The organism is Mesorhizobium jarvisii (genome assembly GCF_003601985.1).
Taxonomy (GTDB): domain Bacteria; phylum Pseudomonadota; class Alphaproteobacteria; order Rhizobiales; family Rhizobiaceae; genus Mesorhizobium; species Mesorhizobium jarvisii.
In genome coordinates this window covers 207734-229887 of the sequence record NZ_QZXA01000006.1, presented here as the reverse complement: position 1 = coordinate 229887, position 22154 = coordinate 207734, and the positions used below count along the sequence as shown (strand labels likewise).

Annotated in this window: 24 protein-coding genes; 7 read left to right on the top strand and 17 right to left on the bottom strand. The window is 63.5% G+C overall.

The features are described from left to right. The first annotated feature begins 164 nt into the window (after positions 1-164). From rpoN to ptsN, 3 genes are all read left to right on the top strand, one after another. Positions 165-1691: an RNA polymerase factor sigma-54 gene (gene rpoN, locus D3242_RS17105; protein ID WP_064980885.1), complete on the top strand. Its 1527-nt coding sequence runs from the start codon at positions 165-167 to the stop codon at positions 1689-1691. Positions 1692-1957: 266 nt separating this feature from the next. Next, on the top strand, positions 1958-2542 hold the full coding sequence (gene hpf / locus D3242_RS17100) for a ribosome hibernation-promoting factor, HPF/YfiA family (protein WP_019861195.1): 585 nt from the start codon (positions 1958-1960) through the stop codon (positions 2540-2542). Positions 2543-2601: 59 nt separating this feature from the next. Next, positions 2602-3066, top strand: a complete 465-nt coding sequence (gene ptsN, locus D3242_RS17095; protein WP_019861194.1) for a PTS IIA-like nitrogen regulatory protein PtsN — start codon at positions 2602-2604, stop codon at positions 3064-3066. Between the two features lie 71 nt (positions 3067-3137). On the opposite strand, the gene D3242_RS17090 is transcribed toward ptsN, so the two are convergent. Beyond that, positions 3138-3395: a BQ00720 family protein gene (locus D3242_RS17090; protein WP_032920755.1), complete on the bottom strand. Its 258-nt coding sequence runs from the start codon at positions 3393-3395 to the stop codon at positions 3138-3140. Positions 3396-3459: 64 nt separating this feature from the next. Next, the gene (locus D3242_RS17085; RefSeq protein WP_013893014.1) at positions 3460-3885 is read right to left on the bottom strand and encodes an Hsp20 family protein; all 426 of its coding nucleotides are present in this window, start codon (positions 3883-3885) and stop codon (positions 3460-3462) included. Between the two features lie 256 nt (positions 3886-4141). On the opposite strand from D3242_RS17085, the gene D3242_RS17080 reads away from it, so the two are divergent. Further along, complete coding sequence (locus D3242_RS17080; protein ID WP_019861192.1) at positions 4142-5083, top strand: nucleoside hydrolase; 942 nt, start codon at positions 4142-4144, stop codon at positions 5081-5083. A 174-nt stretch (positions 5084-5257) separates the two neighbouring features. Here D3242_RS17080 and D3242_RS17075 read toward each other — a convergent pair whose 3' ends face one another. From D3242_RS17075 to D3242_RS17040, 8 genes are all read right to left on the bottom strand, one after another. Beyond that, entirely contained in the window at positions 5258-5872 is a 615-nt protein-coding gene (locus D3242_RS17075) for a LysE family translocator (protein WP_019861191.1), read from the bottom strand. A 107-nt stretch (positions 5873-5979) separates the two neighbouring features. Next, positions 5980-7425, bottom strand: coding sequence for an amidase (locus tag D3242_RS17070; protein ID WP_064980883.1), 1446 nt, complete (start codon positions 7423-7425; stop codon positions 5980-5982). 1 nt (position 7426) lies between these two features. Further along, entirely contained in the window at positions 7427-8332 is a 906-nt protein-coding gene (locus D3242_RS17065) for a ribokinase (protein WP_027047399.1), read from the bottom strand. Between the two features lie 204 nt (positions 8333-8536). Next, a complete protein-coding gene (locus tag D3242_RS17060) occupies positions 8537-9019 on the bottom strand; it encodes a hypothetical protein (RefSeq protein WP_064980881.1) in 483 nt (160 codons plus the stop codon). Continuing rightward, complete coding sequence (locus tag D3242_RS17055; protein ID WP_064980880.1) at positions 8994-9515, bottom strand: hypothetical protein; 522 nt, start codon at positions 9513-9515, stop codon at positions 8994-8996. The genes D3242_RS17060 and D3242_RS17055 overlap by 26 nt, the downstream gene beginning before the upstream one ends. After that, positions 9482-9874 (bottom strand): hypothetical protein, encoded by a 393-nt coding sequence (locus D3242_RS17050; RefSeq protein ID WP_019861186.1) that lies wholly within the window; start codon positions 9872-9874, stop codon positions 9482-9484. The genes D3242_RS17055 and D3242_RS17050 overlap by 34 nt, the downstream gene beginning before the upstream one ends. Before the next feature lie 20 nt (positions 9875-9894). Continuing rightward, positions 9895-10365, bottom strand: coding sequence for a hypothetical protein (locus D3242_RS17045; RefSeq protein WP_038649659.1), 471 nt, complete (start codon positions 10363-10365; stop codon positions 9895-9897). A gap of 218 nt (positions 10366-10583) precedes the next feature. Then, a complete protein-coding gene (locus D3242_RS17040) occupies positions 10584-11462 on the bottom strand; it encodes a methylated-DNA--[protein]-cysteine S-methyltransferase (RefSeq protein ID WP_064980878.1) in 879 nt (292 codons plus the stop codon). A gap of 215 nt (positions 11463-11677) precedes the next feature. Here D3242_RS17040 and D3242_RS17035 point away from each other — a divergent pair, with 215 nt between their 5' ends. Next, positions 11678-12493 carry a class I SAM-dependent methyltransferase gene (locus D3242_RS17035; protein ID WP_064980877.1) on the top strand — a complete coding sequence of 272 codons (816 nt, stop codon included), beginning with the start codon at positions 11678-11680 and terminating at the stop codon, positions 12491-12493. 86 nt (positions 12494-12579) lie between these two features. Here D3242_RS17035 and D3242_RS17030 read toward each other — a convergent pair whose 3' ends face one another. Then, positions 12580-13074 carry a DUF2244 domain-containing protein gene (locus tag D3242_RS17030; RefSeq protein WP_064980876.1) on the bottom strand — a complete coding sequence of 165 codons (495 nt, stop codon included), beginning with the start codon at positions 13072-13074 and terminating at the stop codon, positions 12580-12582. Between the two features lie 22 nt (positions 13075-13096). On the opposite strand from D3242_RS17030, the gene nth reads away from it, so the two are divergent. Next, positions 13097-13909: an endonuclease III gene (gene nth, locus D3242_RS17025; protein ID WP_064980875.1), complete on the top strand. Its 813-nt coding sequence runs from the start codon at positions 13097-13099 to the stop codon at positions 13907-13909. A gap of 12 nt (positions 13910-13921) precedes the next feature. On the opposite strand, the gene D3242_RS17020 is transcribed toward nth, so the two are convergent. The 4 genes from D3242_RS17020 to D3242_RS17005 all read right to left on the bottom strand — a co-directional run bounded on the left by D3242_RS17020 (position 13922) and on the right by D3242_RS17005 (position 17691). Further along, on the bottom strand, positions 13922-15430 hold the full coding sequence (locus D3242_RS17020) for a tripartite tricarboxylate transporter permease (RefSeq protein ID WP_038649644.1): 1509 nt from the start codon (positions 15428-15430) through the stop codon (positions 13922-13924). Positions 15431-15439: 9 nt separating this feature from the next. Next, positions 15440-15913 (bottom strand): tripartite tricarboxylate transporter TctB family protein, encoded by a 474-nt coding sequence (locus tag D3242_RS17015; protein WP_019861180.1) that lies wholly within the window; start codon positions 15911-15913, stop codon positions 15440-15442. Positions 15914-16003: 90 nt separating this feature from the next. Then, the gene (locus D3242_RS17010) at positions 16004-16981 is read right to left on the bottom strand and encodes a tripartite tricarboxylate transporter substrate-binding protein (protein WP_038649638.1); all 978 of its coding nucleotides are present in this window, start codon (positions 16979-16981) and stop codon (positions 16004-16006) included. A 251-nt stretch (positions 16982-17232) separates the two neighbouring features. Continuing rightward, on the bottom strand, positions 17233-17691 hold the full coding sequence (locus D3242_RS17005) for a DUF2214 family protein (protein WP_064980874.1): 459 nt from the start codon (positions 17689-17691) through the stop codon (positions 17233-17235). A gap of 317 nt (positions 17692-18008) precedes the next feature. Between D3242_RS17005 and D3242_RS17000 the strand changes: the two genes are divergently transcribed. Continuing rightward, a complete protein-coding gene (locus D3242_RS17000; protein ID WP_019861178.1) occupies positions 18009-18548 on the top strand; it encodes a GNAT family N-acetyltransferase in 540 nt (179 codons plus the stop codon). Positions 18549-18570: 22 nt separating this feature from the next. On the opposite strand, the gene D3242_RS16995 is transcribed toward D3242_RS17000, so the two are convergent. Together D3242_RS16995 and D3242_RS16990 are read right to left on the bottom strand one after the other, a co-directional pair. Beyond that, entirely contained in the window at positions 18571-21045 is a 2475-nt protein-coding gene (locus D3242_RS16995; RefSeq protein WP_038649632.1) for an EAL domain-containing protein, read from the bottom strand. A gap of 280 nt (positions 21046-21325) precedes the next feature. Next, entirely contained in the window at positions 21326-22096 is a 771-nt protein-coding gene (locus D3242_RS16990) for an IclR family transcriptional regulator (protein ID WP_038649629.1), read from the bottom strand. Positions 22097-22154: the final 58 nt, after the last annotated feature.

Sequence of the window (22154 nt, the reverse complement as noted above, 5' to 3'; positions counted from 1 at the left end):
GTCGCGGGCTGATTTTTCGCGATTTTGCTCCGAGATAACGCTCCGGTAAGCGGCTTTTGCTAGGCTTTGCCTTGACAAGCAAAAGCCGGGCCAGTTTCTATGGCCGGCTGCCGAATTCATTTCGGGAGGCGCGGACGCGTAGAGGAGGCGTTTGAAACCGAACCATGGCGTTGGCGGCGAAACTACAGCTCAGACAGTCCCAGTCGCTGGTGATGACGCCGCAGCTGATGCAGTCGATTCGGCTGCTGCAGTTCACCCATGTCGAGCTTGAGCACTTCATCGACGAGGAGATCGAGCGCAACCCGCTTCTGGAGCGCGCCGAGCCGCAGGATGACGCCGCGAGCGACCAGATGCAGAAGATCGAGGCCGAGCCGCAAGCGGCCGCCGAGGGCGACTGGTTCGAGAACGAGGCTGGGTGGAGCGCCGAGGCGATCTCGGAAAAACTCGATACGTCGCTGGAGAACCTGTTTCCTGACGATCCCGGCACCAGCGAGCGGCTCGGACCCGACCTGACGGCGCAATGGAAATCGGCTTCCGGCAATGGCGGCGGCGCTTCATCCGAGGGGCTCGACGCCGGCGATATGGCGGCGAGCGCCATCACCTTGCGCGACCATGTCGGCGAGCAGATCGCCCTCGCCTTCGTCGATCCCGCGGCGCGGCTGATCGCAGGCGAACTCGCCGATGGCCTCGACGAGACCGGCTATGTCAGGGCCGATCTCGAGGAGATCGCCATGCGTCTGGGCACCGATGCGGCGAGCGTGGCCAAGGTGCTGGCGGTGTGCCAGACTTTCGAACCGACCGGCCTGTTCGCCCGCGACCTTGCCGAATGTGTTTCGCTGCAGCTTGCGGCGCGCGACCGTCTCGACCCGGCGATGAAGGCTCTGGTCGCCAATCTCGAGCTTTTGGCGCGGCGTGATTTCCAGACGCTGAAGCGGATCTGCGGCGTCGACGAGGAGGATCTGCTCGACATGCTGGCCGAAATCCGGGCACTCGATCCGCGCCCGGGCATGGCGTTTTCGGGTGGCGCCAGCGACGCCATCGTCGCCGATGTCGAGGTGCGCGCCGCCAATGACGGCAGCTGGACCGTCGAACTCAACGCCGAAACGCTGCCGCGCGTGCTGGTCGACCATATCTATTTCGCCCAGGTGTCGCCGCATGCGAAGAACCAGGCGGAAAAGGATTTCCTGGCCGAATGCCTGCAGAACGCCAACTGGCTGACGCGCAGCCTCGACCAGCGGGCAAAGACCATCCTCAAAGTGGCCTCGGAAATCGTGCGCCAGCAGGATGCGTTCCTGGTCCACGGCGTGCGCCAGCTGAAGCCGCTCAATTTGCGCACGGTGGCCGACGCCATCGGCATGCACGAATCGACCGTCAGCCGCGTCACCGCCAACAAATACATGCTGACCCCGCGCGGCGTGTTCGAACTGCGCTATTTCTTCACCGCCTCGATCGCCGCATCGGGCGGCGGCGACGCGCATTCCTCGGAAGCGGTGCGTGACCGCATCAAGCAGATGATCGACGAGGAGAAACCCGTCGATGTCCTTTCGGATGACGCGATCGTCGACATGCTCAAGGAGAGCGGCGTCGATATTGCCCGGCGCACGGTCGCCAAGTATCGGGAAGGCATGAATATTCCGTCGTCGGTGCAGCGCCGGCGCGAGAAGCGGGCGCTCGCCAGCGCCGGGCGTTAGGCGCCTACGATTTTCCACAGCTTTCGAGCTTCATTGACAAGCCGCGGGGAAGTGGCTAGAAGCCCGCCCGCATGAGACGGGCCCGATGCCCGCTAGCGGATGGTCCGTCACGACAATGGCCTCGGGACGGTCAAAAAGGCGGCTTGTGATCAACCGGAAAGTTCGGATTTAAATCGGCGCGAGTGACGCCGCAAAGCTTGTGCGCACGGATCACGAGTATAAACTCGGGCCAGTTTGAAGCCTGAGCAAGGAAGGTCAGTTTTCAGATGAATCTGCGCATATCGGGAAAACACATGGATATCGGCGATGCGTTCCGCACACGCATCAACGATCGTGTCGGCGAAGCGATCGGCAAATATTTCGATCGCGGCTTTGCGGGGCACGTCACCGTCATCAAATCGGGCTCGCGCTATTCGGCGGATTGCATGATCCGGCTGGATTCCGGCGCCTCGCTGCAGGCCACGGGCGATGCCCAGGATCCGACGCTGGCCTTCGAGGCCGCGGCCGATCGGCTGGAGACCCGGCTTCGGCGCTACAAGCGCCGTCTCAAATCGCACAATTCGGGCAACGCCAATGGCGAACTGACCGACATCGCCTATACGGTGATGGCGCCGCTCGCCGATGACGACGAGGAGATCCCGGAGGATTTCGCGCCGGCCATCGTCGCCGAATCAACCATGACGCTGAAGACCATGTCTGTGGCCTCCGCGGTCATCGAGCTCGATACCAAGGACAGTCCGGTGTTCGTTTTCCGCAACGCCGGAACCGATCATCTCAATATCGTCTATCGCCGGCCCGACGGAAACATTGGCTGGATCGACCCGTCCACGACCAAGGTCGCACAGGGATAAAAGCCAGCCGCACGAGGGGTGGGGACTGGCCACGGCAGGCGAACAAGGGATTTTCAAGCATGGATCTGAGCGATCTTATCAGCGTTCCGGCGATTTTGCCGGCGTTGAAGGCGAACTCCAAGAAGCAGCTTCTGCAATTGCTTTCCGAACGGGCGGCGGCGATTTCGGGTATTCCGGAGAGGGAAGTGTTCGACACCATCCTGCAGCGTGAGCGGCTGGGCTCGACGGGCGTCGGCAATGGCATCGCCATTCCGCACGGCAAGCTCGCCGGCGTGAAGCGCATCGCCGGTGTTTTCGCCCGGCTGGAAACGCCAGTCGATTTTGAGTCGCTGGACGACCAGCCTGTCGATCTGGTGTTTCTGCTGCTGGCGCCGGAAGGGGCGGGCGCCGATCATCTGAAGGCCTTGTCGCGCATCGCACGCGTGCTGCGCGACGCCGACACGGTGGCCAAGATCAGGGGGACGCGCGATGCCGCGGCGATCCACGCGCTGTTGTCTGACACGCAGGCCTCGCACGCCGCCTGAATCTGGATTTTGAAAAAGGCTGCCAAGGGCCGCCGCGAGCGGCCCTTTTCGTTTCAGCCAACCGGTCGCTCTTAGTGGATGGCGACGGTGGTCAGGTCGTTTTCCATGGCGCCGGCCAGTGCGCGGTCACGCGCGTCGGAAAGCAGGATCGGCTGGCCATTGGCGGCAAACAGCGCCCATAGTTCCAGGCCGGGCGCAATTTCGCCGATGTTGGGGAAGCGGCCGAGCAATTCATCGCTTGAGACCTTGCGCAGATAAGCGACCGAGCCTTCGCCGAGATGGGCGAATTCACCGCTGGTCATGGTGATATTCTCGTCAGTTCTGGTCATTTCAAGCCTCCTTGGCGCGAGGACGCCGCTCAAGGCCATCCCGCATGAGAGCCATCGGTGAAGATCAGTCTTTCACCGATATATTTATTTTCCGTACCAGCCGTTCGGACTCCGGGCGATCGAGGTCGATCGACAAAAGGCCGTTCTTCAGCTCTGCCGCGATCACGCGCATGCCGTCGGCCAGCACGAAACAGCGCTGGAACTGGCGCGCGGCTATGCCGCGATGAAGGAATTCGCGCTCGGTGTCGTCGGTCTGACGGCCGCGCACGACCAGCTGGTTTTCCTCCGTTGTCACATCGAGATCGCTTTCGGCGAAACCGGCGACGGCGAGCGTTATGCGCAGCCTTTCGGCCTTGCCGTCGGCACCGCTGAGGCGCTCGATGTTGTAGGGAGGGTAGCTGTCACCGGACTTCGCCAGACGCTCCAAGGTCTTTTCCATGGCGTCGAAACCAAGGAGAAGCGGGCTGGAGAAAGGCGTCATTCGGCTCATGTTACACTGTCCTCTCAAGAGCGACATAAACTGGAAAAACCCGGATGGCATTTTTCCCGATGGCCTTGATATGGTCCGCCCCGCGACCAAGTTCAAGCCATCACAAGACCCGCCCAAAAAGACCAAGCCTTGGACTCACAGGAATAATCGACATGGCGCTTGAAACGACGCGCGGATGCAAAGAGAAGCGCTGCGGTCGTCCTTCAGGCGTGCGATCGATCCGGTGAGCTCACGGCCTCCCAAACAAGGAATTGAAATGCCCCAATCCCGCAAGATCATCATCGACACCGATCCCGGCCAGGACGATGCCGTCGCCATTCTCTTGGCGCTCGGCAGCAGCGAACTGGAGATCGTCGGCATATCAGCCGTTGCCGGCAACGTGCCGCTGAAGCTTACCGAGAAGAATGCCCGCAAGATCTGCGAACTGGCCGGCCGCCCGGAGGTCAAGGTCTATGCCGGCGCCATCCGTCCTTTGGCGCGCACACTGGTCACCGCCGAGGAAGTGCATGGCAAAACCGGCCTCAACGGCCCGCAATTGCCCGAACCGACGATGAAATTGCAGGAGCAGTATGCCGTCGATTTCATCGTCGAGACGCTGATGAAGGAAGAGAGCGGCACCATCACGCTCTGCCCGCTGGGGCCGTTGACCAACATCGCCCTGGCGCTGATCCGCGAACCGCGGATCGCGCCGCGCATCAAGGAAATCGTGCTGATGGGCGGCGGCTTCTTCGAGGGCGGCAACGTCACGCCCGCGGCCGAATTCAACATCTATGTCGATCCGCAGGCCGCCGATCTGGTGTTCAAGTCCGGCATCCCGATCGTGATGATGCCGCTCGACGTCACCCACAAGGCGCTGACCACCACCAAGCGCATCCAGGCTTTCCGCGCGCTCGGCACCAAGGTCGGCATCGCGACCGCCGAGATGCTGGAATTCTTCGAGCGTTACGACGAGGGCAAATACGGCACCGATGGCGGCCCGCTGCACGACCCCTGCGTCATCGCCTACCTCCTGAAGCCGGAGCTGTTCAAGGGCCGTAACTGCAACGTCAGCGTGGAGACCGCCTCGGAACTGACCATGGGCATGACCGTGATCGACTGGTGGGGCGTCACCAAGCGGGAAAAGAACGCCATGGTGATGCGCGACATCGACCATGACGGCTTCTTCGCGCTGCTGGTCGAGCGGCTGGGGCGGCTTTAAAAAAGCTCCCTTCTCCCCGTTCACGGGGAGAAGGCCCCGGCAGGGGGATCAGGGGCGGCGCAGACGTTGATATTTTACCCGCGCTGCCCTCACCCGATCAGTTCGCGACCACCATACCGGGGCGAGCCGCCTGTCTCGCCCGTCCCCCGTGATCGGGGCGAGGGAAGGGAGTTTCTACTTCGACCTCGAAAACGCCAGCCACAGGCCGCCGCCGACCAGAAAACTGCCGCTGATCCTGGACATGAGCTTGATGCGGCTGGCCGACAGCAGGCGCCCGGCGCGGCCGGCGGCGAGTGCGTAGGTCGAATCCGACATGGCGGCGAAGATCATGGCGGTCAGGCCCATGACGATGATCTGCAGCGAGTAGTTGCCTTGCGGCGCGATGAACTGCGGAAAGAAGGCGCCGAAGAACACCAGCGTCTTGGGATTGCTCAGCGCCACCAGCAGGCCTTGCAGGAAGAAGCCGCCGCGCGGTTTTCTCGCCGTTCCGTCGGCGTTCAGCGTGCCCTTGGAGCGGAACATCTGCACGCCCATCCAGATCAGGTAGGCGGCGCCGATCAGCCTGACCCATTCGAACCAGTGGCCCATGCCCGCGATCAGCGTGTTGAGGCCGATGCCGACAATGGCGATCATGATGGCAAGCCCGGCCTGCGTGCCGGCGACGTTGGCCAGACCGGCGCGGGTTCCATGGCGGATGCTGTTGGCGATGATCAGCGTGACCGTCGGTCCCGGCACCAGGATGATGACGATGCAGGCGAGAACATAGGCGGCGTAGAGTTCCAGCGACATGGATTTTTCCCTCGGAGTGCCGCCGACGCGGCGCGACTGGGACAATCAATGCATGGCCGCAGCCTCCACGCAAGACGTCCGAGAAGCACCTCGCCGTCGTATGCGCGTCAGGCGCCGGCAGGCCAAGGCAGTGTCGCCTCATAGGCGGCCGCCGCCCTCAGCACAGCGAGATCGCCACGCGGCCGGCCTATCAGCTGCATGCCCATTGGCCGACCCTTGTCGTCGAAGCCGACCGGCACGTTGACCGCCGGGCAGCCGCCAAGCGTGGCGAAGGCTGAAACCTGCATCCAGCGGTGATAGCTGTCCATCGGCCGTCCCGCGACCTCACTGGGCCAGTGCATGCCGACGTCGAAGGGGAAGACCTGCGCGGTGGGCAGGGCGATGAGGTCGAATCGGTCGAAGATCGACAGCAGCATCCGATGCCAGGAGGTGCGCACGACCGAGGCCGCGCGGATCTGCGGCGCCGTCAGCCGCATGGCGTTCTCGATTTCCCATATGGCTTCCGGCTTCAGCAAGCCTCGTCTGGATGGATCGTCATAGTGGACCTTGAGGGCGCAACCGCTGCTGGCCTGGCGCAGCGTCACGAAGGCCTGCCAGAGCGCCTCGAAGTCGAAATCCGGCAGCAAGGGCTCCGCTGGGAAGGATGCATCCGCGAACCGGCCGAGAGCCGCCTCGCACAGATCGAGAATGCCCGCCTCGATCGGCAGATGGCCGCCGAGGTCGCCGAACCAGGCGACGCGGCCGCCCGTCGAGGGCGGTGCAAGCCCTTCGAGGAACGAACCCGGTTTCTCATAAGACAGGGGCGCCTGCGGATGGTAGCCCGCCTGCACGTCGAGCAGCAGCGCCATGTCGGCGACGTTGCGGCCCATCGGGCCTTCGACACCCATCTGCGCGTGGAAGACCTCAAGATCGGGTCCGGCGGGAACAAGCCCTTGCGACGGCCGGAAACCGTAGACATTGTTCCAGCCTGCCGGATTGCGCAGCGAGCCGCCGAAGTCGCTGCCATCGGCGACGGGCACCATGTCGAGCGCCAGCGCCACCGCCGCGCCGCCGCTCGAGCCGCCGGCGGTGAGCGCGGGATCGAAGGCGTTCAGCGTCGGCCCGAAGACATTGTTGTAGGTGTTGGAGCCGAGCCCGAATTCGGGGACATTGGTCTTGCCGATGATGATGGCGCCGGCGTTGCGGATGCGCTCGACGAAGAAATCGTCTTCCTGCGGCACGAAATCGGCGAAGATCGGCGAGCCGAAGGAGGTTCTGAGGCCAGTCGTCGAGGCGAGGTCCTTGATGGCGATCGGCAGGCCGAAGAGTGTCCCGGTTTCGCTCGCCTGCCTGGCATCGGCTGCATCGGCCTCGCGCAGGATATCGCCGCGATCGCGCAACGAGACGATGGCGTTGACCTGCGGGCTAACCGCTTCGATGCGGTCGAGGAAGGCCGTCACCACCTCGCGTACGGACAGTTTCTTGCGACGGATGGCGCCGGCAAGCTCGATAGCGGACAGGCGGCAGATATCGCCGGCCGGCGGCACAGCGTGTTTCGTCTCAGGGCGCATCATTTCAGCTGACGTCCTGCAAGGCTTGATCGACATCCCTGGCCAGCGGGATCGACGGCTGGGCGCCGGGCTTGAGACATGCGAGCGAGCCCGCCGCACCGGCTCGCGCCAGCGCCTTGTCGAGCGCAAGGCCGGACGACAGGCCGGCAGCGAAGTAGCCGCAGAAGGTGTCGCCGGCGGCGACTGTGTCGACAGGCGTGATCTTCATGGCCGCAACGGTGAGGAAATCGCTCGGCGTCGCCGCCATGACGCCATCGCCGCCGAGGGTGACGACGATGGTGCGGCCGGTTTTCGCGGCAAAGTCGCGCATGCGTGCCGCACGGTCGCGGCCGTTCAGCGCCAGCGCCTCGCCATAGAGGTCGAACTCGGTCTCGTTGGCGACGGCATAATCGGCCTTGCCGAGGAAAGCCGCCGCGTCGCCCTGGAAAGGAGCGGTGTTGAGCACGGTGATGGCGCCGGCGGCCCGTGCCTGTTCGAGTGCCGCATCGACGGTCGCCAGCGGGATCTCGTGCTGGAGCAGCACGACATCGCCCTTTTTCAGGAAGGCCTTGGAGAGGTCGCCGGGCACCACGGAAGCATTGGCGCCGGGAACCACGGCGATGATGTTCTCGCCATCGGCACCGACCATGATCAGTGCCGTTCCGGTCGAGGCAAAGGTTTCGCCCACGCCCGACAGGTCGACCATGGCCTCGCGCAGCAATGCCAGCGCCTCGCCGGCGAAACTGTCCTTGCCGACGGCGCCGACCATGCGCACCGGGACACCGGCGCGCGCGGCGGCAAGCGCCTGGTTGGCGCCCTTGCCGCCGGGCGCCGTGGCGAAACCGGAACCGCTCACCGTTTCGCCGGGGCTCGGCAAGCGGTCAACTTTGGCGATAAGGTCGAGATTGATCGAGCCGATGACGACTATCAAGAAAGTGCCTCCCTGCCAGCGCTGGCCGGAAATCAGGATCGACTTTCGGAAAGCACGATGTGGATCGAGATCCACAATGTGGATCGAGATGGCGAGGTGCGCCGGTGCATCCGTATCTATGCGCCGTCACCCCGGTGCGGGGAAGCTAGCGCGTCATGCGATGAGTTGCCAGACCATGTGGATGTCAAAAAGCGATTTGTCGCCTCACTCGCAGCGCACGGTGACGGTGCCCTGATAGCTGCCGGCGGGAAAGATGCCGCTCGACTTGGTGGCGGTGAGATCGACCTGCAGGGCGTGGGTACCGTTGGTGACCCTTTGCGGCACGCTTCCGTTGATGTCGACCCCCGAGCCATCGAGCCGGAAGACAGAGGCGAAAGTGACGTTGGTGCCGCCGCCGCTCGGCGCGGACGAGAATGCGGCAGGCGCCGGCGCCGAAACCGAATAGCAGTCGAGCAAGTTGAGGATGGAGCACAATAGGGAGCTCGCCACCACGGTGGCGCTGGCGCTCGATCCGCCTGCCTGTTTGGAGCTCAGTATGCTGATGGCCGGATTTGCGGTCATCGTCCCCGATGCCCCGACCATGATTGTGCAGGTGCCGATGATCACAGCTTGCGCGGGAAGGCAGAAGCCGGCAAGGGCTGCCATCGTAAGCAGCGCGCGACTATTTCTTTTTCTTTTTCTTGCCATCGCTGTTTCCGGTCCTGATGGTCCAGCCTTCGTTGGCCCATCCAGGTGACGCGGCCGCGGTGGCGGGAGCGCTGGTGGCCACGCTTCCCGTCGGGCCGTCGCCGCCGAGGCCCATTTTGAGCAGTTTCAGCTCCAGTTGCAGGCGCTGGACTTCCAGTTCGTAGAGGCGGCTGCAATCGAGGCGTTTCGGTGTGCGCCCGATCGGGATCACCACCCGGCCATAGGTCGCGACGCCATTGTCCGTCTGGTTGTTGCCTCTGATCACGCCGAGATCGACATAGGCACCGGAACCGGAAACGGCGGAACGGCAAGTGGTGCCGTCCGAGGCATGGACCTCGTCCTGGCCCTGGGGCAAGGTGACGCCGGGCAAATTGAAGCCGTTCTCGTTCTGGTTGAGATTGTAGATCTGGTCCTGGGCCTGGGTTGGAGCGGTGCCTGCCACAGCAGCCGCGAGTGCCAGCGTCAGGACTTGCGGTGCCCAAAAAACTTTCCGCATATCTGCGCCCTTATCTGCGTCTGCTGGTTGGGGAAGGGGATGCTTTCGGTACAGATACGCACTTTACGCTCGGCAGCGCCGCCGAAGGGCACGACCACAAGGACCGGACGGGAAGCCTGGGCACCGAGCTGGAAGGCAGCCGGTGATATCCTGGCGTCCACCGGCTGAAAATCCTGATCGTAGACGTGGATTTCGATCTTGATCTTCTGGTCGTATGGATTGGCCGGGAAGACACGAACCGCGAAGACGTCGGTGAAACTGTTGACCTCGCCGCGCATCGGCGACATCGACTGGGCCGCAGCGGCAGCGGGGATCAGGCCGACGGCCAGCGCCGTCGCCAGGGGTCCAAAAAATTTCAAGGATGCCTCCTTCCCGGGCGCTACTCGCAGCGCAGCGTTACCGTTGCCTGATAGTTGCCGTTGGCGAAGCGGTTGCTGCCGCCCTTCGTGCCGGCGAGATGGACCGAAACGAGGTCGGCGCCGGGTGTGCTGATGGCGGTCGCGGAACCGGTCTCGACGATGGAGTGCGCACCGGCGGAAGAGTAGGTTGGTGTCCAGGTGGTCGATGTCGTGTCGGCCGACGGCACCGTCGTGGCGGTAACCGGATCGACGCTCACCGACACGCCGCCTGTCGTCGTCAGCGTGACGGTTCCGGCAGAGCCGCCGCTGTTGTGGGAACTGAGTGTCTGGAGGTCGGGACTGACCGTCATCGTGCCGTTGGTGGCAATGACAAGCGTGCAGGTCGGGGTGATCGTGCCATTGAAAATGACATTTTGCGTCGCAGCCAATGCAGGCTGGCCCAGACACGCGACCAGCAAGGTTGCACCGAAGGCGGTGCGAAACAACTTCATCGAGACCTCCTATTAAGTCGGATCGCCCGAATTAACAGGAGTCATGATCGCTTTATCGTGGTTAATTTAGCGTAAACTAAAATAATTCGCGGAAATAACATCTTATAAAAACCGAAGGTTGTCCCCGGTTGTATCGTGAATTTCCGATAGAGCCCAAGTAATACTTTCCGCTTTCCAAGATCTGTAAATTTCTTCGCCGAAAACTGGAAAAACGATATTTATGATGACACTTGACCTGCCTCCCAGCCAAGGATGGCGCGCTTGCGGGTCAGGCCCCAGTGGTAGCCGGTGAGGTCGCCGGACTTGCCGATGGCGCGATGGCAAGGCACCACGAAGGAGAGCGGGTTGGCGCCATTGGCGGCGCCGACCGCGCGGCTGGCGCTTGGCGCGCCGATGCTGGCGGCGATCGAGGAATAGGTGCGAGCCTTGCCCATCGGGATCTGCAGCAGCGCCTCCCAGACGCGAACCTGGAAGTCGGTGCCGATCATGACGACATGCAGCGGCTGGTTGGGGCGCCACAGCGTCGGGTCGAAGATGCGCGCGGCGTAAGGACCGGTCGCGGCCAGGTCCTCGACATAGATGGCGTTCGGCCAGCGGCTGGACATGTCGGCGAAGGCGGCGCGCTCCTCGCCGGGGTCGCTGAAGGCGAGGCCGGCAAGCCCGCGGTCGGTGGCCATGATCAGGGCGGTGCCGAAGGGCGAGGGATGGTAGCCGTAGCGGATGGTGAGGCCGGCGCCGCGCGTCTTGTAGTCGCCCGGCGACATTGCCTCATGGGTGACGAACAGGTCATGCAGGCGGCCAGGGCCGGACATGCCCAGTTCGAACGAGGTTTCGAGCAGCGGCATGCCGGAATCGAGCAACCGGCGGGCGTGGTCGAGCGTCACCGCCTGCAGGAAGGCTTTGGGCGACAGGCCGGCCCAGCGGGTGAAGAGTTTTTGCAGGCCGGTTGGCGTCTCGCCGACTTCCTCGGCAAGCTCCTCGAGCGAAGGCTGATCGCGATAGTCGAGGCTGATCTTCTCGATGGCGCGGCGCACGATCTCGTAGTCGCTGCCTTGCGGCGTGATGTCCTTTTTGAGGACGGCTGTCTGTGTGGTCATCGAACTGTCTCCTTGGCCAGGAATATCGCCCCTTGGGGCGGCGATCGCCACCCGAAACTTGCCTTCTTGCCGCGCATACCCAGATAGACTCGGGGTTTCGAGAGCCTGTTCCATCCCGATGGGTCGGGATGGGGCTCTCTCTTTGTGTTCGAGCATGATGTTTTCCGAAAACCGGTATCCACTTTTCGGGATCATGCTCCTGCCAGGAGTCGCTCATGGCTGGCGAGAAAGTGCATCTGACCGGGGCAAAGGAAACCTTGCTGATGACGCTGTACGGCAAGGCGCTGGAGAGCCGGTTGCCCCATTCGCTGCTTGGGGATCATTTCGCCGACGAGGCGGTGCGCAAGATCGACTATGACTTCTCCAGGCTCAAGGTCGACGAGAATCTCGGCATCGGCCTGGCGATCCGGGCCAAGACACTGGACGTTCGTGTAGAGGATTTTCTGGCCAGAAATCCCGGCGCCATCGTGCTGCATCTGGGCTGCGGGCTCGATACGCGCATCTTCCGTGTCGATCCGCCACCAGGCGTGGACTGGTTCGATGTCGACTATCCCCAGGTCATCGAACTCAGGCGAAGACTTTACCCGTCACGCGACCGTCATCATCTCATCGCTTCGTCGGTGACCGAGCCCGGCTGGCTGGCCGAAGTGCCCCGCAACCGCCCGGCCATCGTGGTGGCGGAAGGGCTGACGCCCTATCTTCCCGCCGATGAGGGGCTGCGCCTGGTTTCGCGGCTTGTCTCGCATCTTGCCGGCGGCGAGCTGATGTTCGACGCCTACAGCCGTTTCGGCCTGACGCTGCTTCGTCTCAATCCCACCATCAAGGCGACTGGCGCCGAGGTTCACTGGGCGATCGATGATCCGCACGAGCTGGAGCTGGCGGTTCCGAAACTGCGGTTCGTCGAGGATATTTCCGCCTACATGCCCGAACACGCCGCCCGCATGGGCTGGCCCGCCAAACTCTTCGTTCGCCTTTGGAAACACATTCCGGCGCTGCGCAAGGTCGGCAGGCTTCTGCGCTATCGGTTCTAGAGCAATTCCAGGAAAAGTGTGAACGGTTTTCCCGGGAAAAGCGCGTAGCGCTTTCCCTAGGGAATTGCGTCAAAACAAAGAGCCGTTTAGCGCGCCTTGGCGGTCGCCAGCGCGCGCGAAAAGGCTGTCGCAAAGCTCTCGCGGGACTCGGGGTCGAGAAAGCCGCCGATCGGCACGTTCTGGCCTTGGCCTTCAACCGTCATTTTGGTGATGCCGATCTCGGCGTGACGGGCGACCGAAAACCGGGCCCAGAACGGGTTGAAGCGGTGGGCTTCCGATTTTCCCGAAGGGGCCGTCTTGCGGATGTCGAGGGTGGTACGCGAGACCGATACCTCCTCGCGGGCGCGGGCGGCGCGGTAGTTGACGCGGAAGGCGATGTAGACGGCGACCACGTCGAGACCGAAGAAGCCGAATACCGGCCAGGCGCCGCGCGACAGGAAGAACGCGCCGGTCGCCAGCCAGCCGAACGACAAAGCGCCCATCAGGACCAGGAAGCCTGTCCTGCCAAGCGACCGGTGTGGGGTCAGCAATGCGTGAAAGAAGGGCTCGTCGGCCTGGAACGAGGCGTTTGTGTCGCTCATGACAGGATATTATAGGAGGGAAATGGCGAGCCCCAAGTCCAAAGATTCTTCCATGCCCGAAAAAGAATTGCCGCCAGGACGGCGCGATGGTTCCAATGCCAAGCCGCGCCCACGGCCGGTGCGGCGGACGTCGCGCTACGGTCCGGCGGAAGTGCACGAGATCTTCCGCCGGTTTTCCGTCCAGCGGCCGGAGCCGAAGGGTGAGCTCGAACATGTCAACGCGTTTACGCTCTTGGTGGCGGTGGTGCTTTCGGCGCAGGCGACCGATGCCGGCGTCAACAAAGCGACAAGGGCCTTGTTCAAAGCCGCCGACACGCCGCGGAAGATGCTGGCGCTGGGCGAGGCCAAGGTCGGCGACTATATCAGGACCATCGGTCTGTGGCGCAACAAGGCCAAGAACGTCATCGCGCTGTCGGAAGCGCTGATCCGCGACCACGGCGGGGAAGTGCCCGACAACCGCGACCAGCTGGTCAAGCTGCCAGGCGTCGGGCGCAAGACCGCCAATGTCGTGCTCAACATGGCCTTCGGCCAGCATACGATGGCGGTCGACACGCATATTTTCCGGATTGGCAACCGGCTTGGCCTGGCGCCCGGCAAGACGCCCGAACAGGTCGAGCAAGGGCTGCTGAAAATCATCCCGGACGAATATATGCGCCATGCGCATCACTGGCTGATCCTGCATGGGCGCTATGTCTGCAAGGCGCGCAAGCCGGATTGCCCGGCCTGCGTCATCGCCGATATCTGCAAGGCTGAGGAGAAGACGACCAGCATTCCGGCGCCCTTGGTGCCGATCGCTCCGCTCGATCCGGTGGACGAGGTTCAGAGCCAAGGCTGACTGGCCCGGGCTTCAACTCTCCTCCACGAACACCTCTTCGCGCTTCTTCTTGACCGAGGGCAGGAAGACGATGACGAGCACGGCCAGCGCCACCAGCAGCAGGCCGGCGCTGATCGGCCGCGTCAGGAAGGTTGAGGCGTCGCCGCGCGACAGGATCATGGCGCGGCGCAGGTTTTCCTCGAGCAGCGGGCCGAGCACGAAGCCGAGCAGCAGGGGTGCCGGTTCGCAGCGCAGCTTGGTGAGGACATAGCCGAGCAGGCCGAAGAAGGCGACGGCATAGAGATCGAAAGCATTGGTGTTGACGCTGTAAACGCCGATCGAGCAGAACGCCATGATGATCGGGAAGAGCACGTAATAGGGGATCGTCAGCAGCTTCACCCAAAGGCCGATCAGCGGCAGGTTGAGGATGATCAGCATCAGATTGCCGATCCACATCGATGCGATGATGCCCCAGAACAGCGCCGGCTGCTCGGTGGCGACATTGGGGCCGGGCACGATGCCCTGGATGATCATGGCGCCGATCATCAGCGCCATGACAGGATTGGCCGGAATGCCCAGCGTCAGCATCGGGATGAAGGAGGTCTGGGCGCCGGCATTGTTGGCCGATTCCGGTCCGGCGACGCCGGCGATGGCGCCCTTGCCGAATTCCTGCGGGGTTTTCGACACGCGTTTCTCGACCGAATAGGAGGCAAAGGCCGCAAGCACCGCACCACCGCCGGGCAGAATGCCGAGCGCCGAACCGATGATGGTTCCGCGCACGATGGGTGCTGCCATACGCTTGAAGTCGTCGCGGGTCGGCATCAGACCGGAGACCTTGCTGATCAGCACCGAGCGCTCATGCTCGTTTTCAAGGTTGCGCAGGATCTCGGCGACGCCGAAGACGCCGACCGCCACGGCGACGAAATTCAGTCCGTCGGCATATTCGCGGATGCCAAGGGTGAAGCGCGGCGCGCCGGTGTAGATGTCGGTGCCGACGATGCCAAGCAGCAGGCCGAGCACGACCATCGCCAGCGCCTTGACGATCGAGCCATGGGCGAGCGCGATGGACGAGACGAGGCCGACGATCATCAACGAAAAATACTCCGCCGCGCCGAACTGCAGGGCTATCGCCGTCAACGGCGGGGCAAAGACGGCGACGAGGAAGGTCGACACCGTGCCGGCGAAGAACGAGCCGATCGCGGCGATCGCCAATGCCGCCCCGGCGCGGCCCTGGCGGGCCATCTGATAGCCGTCGATGGCGGTGACGGCCGACGAGGATTCACCGGGCATGTTGATGAGAATGGCGGTGGTCGAGCCGCCATACTGGGCGCCGTAGTAGATGCCGGCAAGCATGATTAGGGAAGAAACCGGGTCGCCGATCTGGAAGGTGATCGGCAACAGCATGGCGATGGTTGCGGTGGCGCCGATGCCGGGCAGGACGCCGATCAGCGTGCCGAGCAGGACGCCGATCAGGCAGAAGCCGAGATTGGCCGGCGTCGAGGCGGTCGAAAAGCCGAGCGCGAGATTGTTGAGCAAGTCCATGTCAGCGTCTCACAATGCCAGCCATGAGGGCAGCCAGGGGCCGAAGCGCTGGAACGGCAGGCCGAGCGCGTAGCTGAAGACGAGGACCGAGAACAGCGTCAGGCCAGCCGACAACACGAGCGCGGTGAGCGGCTTCATGCGGCCGCTGGCGAAGGCGGCGATCAGCGCCGTCAGGAAGATCGACGGCACGAAGCCGAGGCCGCGCACCGTCAGGCCGAAGAAGATCGGCGCCGGCAGGATGAACAACATGCCGCGCCACGCCACTGGGCCGATCGGCTCGCCCTCGACGCGTATCGCCTGGACGAGGATGATGGCGCCTAGCAGGATCAGCACGATCGCCAGGACCAGCGGGAAATAGCCCGGCCCCATGCGCAACGCCGTGCCGATTTCGAGGCTGAGCGACTGCAGCGCGAAGAACGCACCGAAAAAGATGAACAGCGCGGCGCACAGGCCGTTGGTCCTGTCGATTGCGAAAGGTTTCATGACGGTCCTCCCAGGCGCTGGAGCCTGCCGTTGCAAATGGGAAATCGGATCGAAGCGAACGGGGCGCCGCGGGCGCCCCGTTTCAAGCCATCAGTCGGCGTACTGGCCGGCGGCTTCGATGATCGGCTTCCAGCGCGCGATCTCGCTTTCCAGCTTGGCCTTCAGCGCCGCCGGCGTCGCGTCGGCCTCCGATGACGGCCTGGTGCCGAGTTCGGCGAAGCGGGCGATGACGTTTGGGTCCTTCAGGGCAACCTGGAGCGATTTCGACAGGCGGTCGGTGATCTCGGCCGGCGTGCCCTTCGGCGCATAGAGGCCGTGCCAGATGCCGACCTGCACCGCGGGGAGGCCGGCTTCGATCGTCGTCGGCACATCCTTCAGCACGTCGAGGCGCTCCGGCGAGGTGACGGCATAGGCCTTGATCGTGCCGCCCTGGATCTGCTTGGTGGTGTTGGTGGTCTGGTCGCACATAATGTCGACCTGGCCGCCGAGAAGATCGGTCATGGCCGGGCCGGTGCCCTTGTAGGGCACGGTGACCAGCGGCGTGCCGATGGCGCTCATGAACAGCATGCCGCACAGATGCGAGGCCGCACCGATACCGGCATTGGCGACGGTGATGCTGTCCTTGTTGGCGTTGGCGTAGTCGACAAGCCCTTTCAGATCGGTCGGCGGAAGATCCTTGCGGCCGATGATGGTCATCGGCACTTCGGTCACCAGGCCGACATATTCAAAGGCGTTCAGCGTGTCGTAGGCCAGCTTTCTGTAGAGCGTCGCACTCGTCGCCATGCCGATGTGATGGAGGAGCAGCGTGTAGCCATCGGGATCGGCATTGGCGACGCGGCCCGCGCCGAGCGTGCCGCCGGCGCCGCCGACATTCTCGACGATGACCTGCTGGCCGAGATCCTTCGACATGGCTTCCGCGACGAGCCGGGTGACGGTGTCGGTCGGACCGCCTGCCGCAAACGGCACGACAACGGTGATGGTACGTTCGGGATAGGATTGTGCGTCGGCGGCGAACGAATAAAGCGTGACGGCCGCGGCGGCGGCCAGAGCGGCAACAAATTTTCGCATCGTAATTCTCCTCCGGGATATGAATAAACCGCTGCGCGGAACTCCTCTCAATGCCGGCCGCGGATGAAACAACAACCAGCGCAGGCCAATAGATTGCAATCGGACTCAAATGGCAAACTGGGATATCCGCGGCAGCCGGCACGCAACGGATAGATGTTCGAACCACAAGGCGGGATCCGAAACGGTCGATAGTCGACCGGCTTCGGCAAATGCCGATTGCAGACCCTACTCGCTCACGTTCTATTCCAGATCTATTGGTAGCCGTAACCGCGCGCCATCGCCGCCGCGAAGACCGGGATCAGCAGGAAGACGAAGGCCTCGGCGCGGATATAGGTCTTCACCGAGGCCAGTTCGCCCGCCGGCACGGCGAAGGCGGGATTGGCGCTGGCCTGCCGGTTCCAGGAAATGAAGCGCACGGTCGGGATGATCGACAGCAGGCCGACAATGCCGAATGCCGCCATCTTGGCCCAGAACATCCAGTTGTAGACGTAGAACTCCCAACCCTTGAGGCCCCAGAAGACACGGCCGATGCCGACGATGATGATGAGTGAGGCGATGATGCCATAGTGGCGGTCGATGCCCGCGAGTCGCTTGAGGGCTACGGCGGGCAGGTCGCCGCGGATCAGCACGAATTCGGCGCCGATGATCCCTGCCAGGGAAAACACCAGCAGATGATGGATAATGGCAAGCACAAGGTCGGTCGTGTCCATGTTTCTTTCCTTGGGTTGAGCACGCGTCTGAAAAGGTCGCGCCGCAAATGTGCTGAATCAGCCTGCCGGGAAATTAACACCGTCGGGCAGAATTCCCATAGAAGCTGAATCCCTGGTCTTAGGCGGCGTTGACGCTCGGTCCAGGCACGTTAGGTTCGCAGGCATGACCGGTCTGGAACGCCCCCTGTATCCGATGGCCTGGCGCGGCTGAAGATCTGCTTCGGGCTGCTATTCTGGATGATGGCGAGTCGTCCGCTGGCCCTTGCACCGCAGGGGCAATTTGCTAAGCGCGGACAAGATCAGCGAGGCAAAATCCCATGAACAACCGCAAAGTGACCGTCGCTCCCGTCATCGAGACGCAGCGAACCATTCTGCGGGCGCACCGGCTGGAGGATTTCGACGCCTATGCAACAATGTGGGCCGACCCGGCCGTTACCCGCTTCATCGGCGGCAAGCCGCGCACGCGCGAGGAAAGCTGGATGCGCTTCCTGCGTCATGCCGGCCTGTGGTCGCTGCTCGGCTACGGCTTCTGGGCGATCGAGGAGAAGGCGACGGGCCGCTTCGTCGGCGAGGCCGGGTTTCACGACCTGAAGCGCGACATGGAGCCGTCGATCGAAGGCATTCCCGAGGCCGGATGGGCGCTGGCGCCGGAAGTGCACGGGGCAGGCCTCGCCACAGAGGTCGTCGGCCGTGTCCTGGCCTGGGGCGAAGAAACCTTCGGACGGGTGAAAACCGTCTGCATCATCGATCCCGAGAATACCGCCTCGTTGAATGTCGCTGACAAGGTCGGCTATCGCGAGGTGTTGCGGACCACCTATCATGACGCGCCGACCGTGCTGCTGGAGCGGCTGTCCTGAACGGCATTGCAGATCCGGTAGACTAGCCCGCCTTGCGGCGCAGCTTCCGCGCCAGATCGGCCCATGGATCGACGCTTTCGACGGCCGGCGTGACGCCTCGGCCTAGCAGCACCGTCGAGGCATCGAACGGCGTCGGTCTGGCGATCCCATAGCCCTGGGCATAGTCGACGCCGATGGTCTTCAGCGCGGCGGCGATACCGTCGCTCTCGACGAACTCGGCGATGGTGCGCTTGCCCATGACCTTGCCGATGTGGTGGATCATCTCGACCATGGCGCGGTCGATGCGGTCGTCCAGCATGTCCTTGACGAAGCTGCCGTCGATCTTGAGGTAGTCGACCGGCAGGTGCTTCAGATACGCGAAAGACGACATGCCGGAGCCGAAATCGTCGAGCGCGAAGCGGCAGCCCAGGCCGCGCAGATCGGCAATGAAGCGCATGGCGTTGGTGAGATTGGCGATAGCGCTGGTTTCGGTGATCTCCAGGCAGATCATGGCAGGCGAAATGCCATGGATGAGGAATTGCTCGCGCAGGAAGCCGAGAAAGCTTTCGTCGCCGAAAGTCGCGCCGGAAAGATTGATGGCGCATGTTGCGATGGGCGGCGTGCGCGGATCGGCCTGCCGGGCGGCCAGGATGCGGAAGGTGTTGCGCACCACCCAGCGGTCGATCGACGGCATCAGGCCGTAGCGCTCGGCCGCGGGAATGAAACTCTGCGGGGTGACGAAGCTGCCATCTTCGTCGGTCAGCCGCAACAGGATCTCTATATGCGCTCCAGCCTCGACGACGTCGTCGTTGAGCGGCCAGATTTCCTGAGCATGAAGCCGGAAACGGTCTTGCTCCAGCGCGGCGTGCAGGCGCTGCACCCAGGCCATCTCGCCAAAACGCTCGCGCAAGTCGACGTCGCCATCGCTGTGGATCTGGACGCGGTTGCGGCCCTTTTCCTTGGCCATGTAGCAGGCGACGTCGGCGGCCCGTAGCGTTTCCTCGATCGTCACCTGCGCATTGGCGATCTCCACCATGCCGACACTGACGCTGGTGTTGAACGGCCTGCCATCCCAGACGAAATGCAGGTTCTGCACCGCCGCGCGCAGCCGTTCGGCGATGTCGCACGCTTCGTTGGCTCCACAATCGACGAGCAGCACGCCGAACTCATCGCCGCCCAACCGTGCCAGCACGTCGCCCGGCCGCAAATCGCAGGTCAGCAGCGCCGAGATCTGGCGCAGCAACTGGTCGCCCGCCGCATGGCCGCACGTATCGTTGACCAGCTTGAACTGATCGAGATCGAGATACATCAAGGCGTGTTGCCGGGGCTGGCCCTGCAATTCGACGATGGTCCTTTCCAACCGGCTTTCGAAATCGCGCCGGTTGGCGAGCCCGGTCAACGCATCATGCGAAGCCTGCCACGAAAGCCGCTCGATATAATCCTCTTCGCGCGTCATGTCGTGGAAGGCGAGCACGGCACCGACGACCTCACCGGAAACGAGCAGCGGTGCGCCGGTCAATGCGACGGGAACAACAGAGCCGTCCGGCCGCTGCAGCAATTGTGGACGGGCGCTGGACCGGCGCGCTTCGCCGGCCAGGAGACGCTCGACCAACTGCGTTTCTTCAACGCCGGTGTCCTTGTCGACGAGGCGAAAGAACGCTGCGATGGGTTTGCCCCTGGCAGTGCCGAGCGGGCATGCCAGCAGCTTCTCGGCAACCGCATTCATGTAGTCGAGCCGCCCGTCGCGGCCGGTGCAGACGACGGCCTGGCCGATCGAAGCCAGCGTGATCTGGGCGCGCTCGCGCTCGGCATTGAGCGCCAACTGGAAGGCCTGGCGCTGCGCCAGGAGCTTGCGCGTGCGCCACACGGCAAGCAGGATCAACGATGCGGCCGTGACGAGATTGGCGAAGGTAAGCAGCATCCGGATGAAGCGCGATCCTTCGCCGAGACTGTCCGAGAAAGCCTTGGACAACGGGGTGACCTGATGATCGAGCCGATGGATTTCCGCTTTCCAGGCGCCGATCTCGGCTGCCGACGCCGGCCCCTTGCCCAGCGTCGCATGCATCGTATCGCCGAGCCGCTGGATGGCGAGGATCATCGTGTCGGCCGCTGCCCAGTCCCGAATGGCGGTGTCGAGATAGCTGAAGTTCCGGAAATTCTGGAAAAGCCAGATCATCCCGGCGACGTCGTCCGGGTGGTTTCTGCCTTGCAGGAAGCCTGCCCGCGCGGCCTCTGTATCGGGCTCGGGCTGCTCCAGCGCCAGGCGGGCCGAACGGTCGGCGAGCGGAACGGCGATCGCTTCGCGATACTCGCCGAAGAACTCCTCATTGCCGGTGTCCGCATAGAGGCTGAGGAAATAGATGGCGTGCTTTTGCCCCTTGGACCACTGGCTTTCGCCGCCGACATAGGCGCGAACCGCCGAAAGGGTGTGTAGGCTGAGGCTGGCGACCAGCGCCTGGATGAGGACGACGGCGATGAACGGCCAGACGAGCCCGAGAAGACGGGGGCTGGCGTCCATCGATGACGGCTTAGAATCCACGGACGTGCCATGATCCTGTCAGCGCGTCTGTCCGACTGTTTCACCCGTCGGTTGAGACGATTTTCTTCTCTCATGTCGCTCAAATGGCGACAACAAGCGGGTATCACGCGGGACTTAACAGCAAATAAATAGTTCCGTCCTCTATGAGCCTTTTCTTGATTTGGGTAGCCGAATATTACGCCACGTCAAGTGACTGCTTCGAGTTGAATCGGGTTGTATTCGAAGCTTATCGGTCCTTTTCCGGGCCGCAACCGCGCGGCTAGCGCACAGTCTCCGTTGCGAGACTTGCCTGTTCGAGCATCGAGGCATCCTCGCCAAAGGCACGGGTGGCACGGGCTGCCGCCTCGAGCAGAGGCCGTTTCATGCGCTCGAGGAAGGCGGCATCGACGCGCGTGCTGGGACCAGCCAGCGTCAGCGCGCCGAGCAGCACACGCCCCGGTCCGAATACCGGTGCCGAGATGCCCGCCGTTTCGGGATCCCGATCGCCGACGGCGAGGCAGTTGCAGGTCCGGCGTATGGTCTCATAGGGTTCGCCCGGCTGGCCGGAAAACGCCGCAAGCACGCGGCCGCCGGAGCCGAGAAGCAAAGGCAATACGTCACCCTCGCGGATCGTGTAGCGGATCGGATGCTTGGATTCGACGCGGTAAAGACAGGTGCGGACGTCGCCCGAGCGGACATAGAAGGCAACGCTCTCCCAACTGCGCTCGGAAAGGTCGCGCATGATCGGCAGCAGGATGTCGACCGCCACGACCGAACGCTGATAGAGCGTGCCCAGCCGGAAGGTTGCAGGCCCGACGCGATAGCGCCCGTCGTCCAGCCGCTCGAGCAGTTGCCCACGCAGCAGCGAACTGGCCAGCCGCAGGATCGTGCTCTTGTAAAGACCGGTGCGCGCCGCGATTTCCGCCAGGCTGAGCGAGCGATCGGCCGTGGTGAAGGCATCGAGGATGGCAATCGCCCGATCAAGGGCCGCGACACCTTCGGCGGACGCGCGCCGGCTTACAGCATCAGTTGATCTGCTTGGTGAGTCCATTGTGGTTCCAACCCCGAGATGCCCGAGGGCCAGTCTGTCGCGCTGCCGGGGCGTTCTG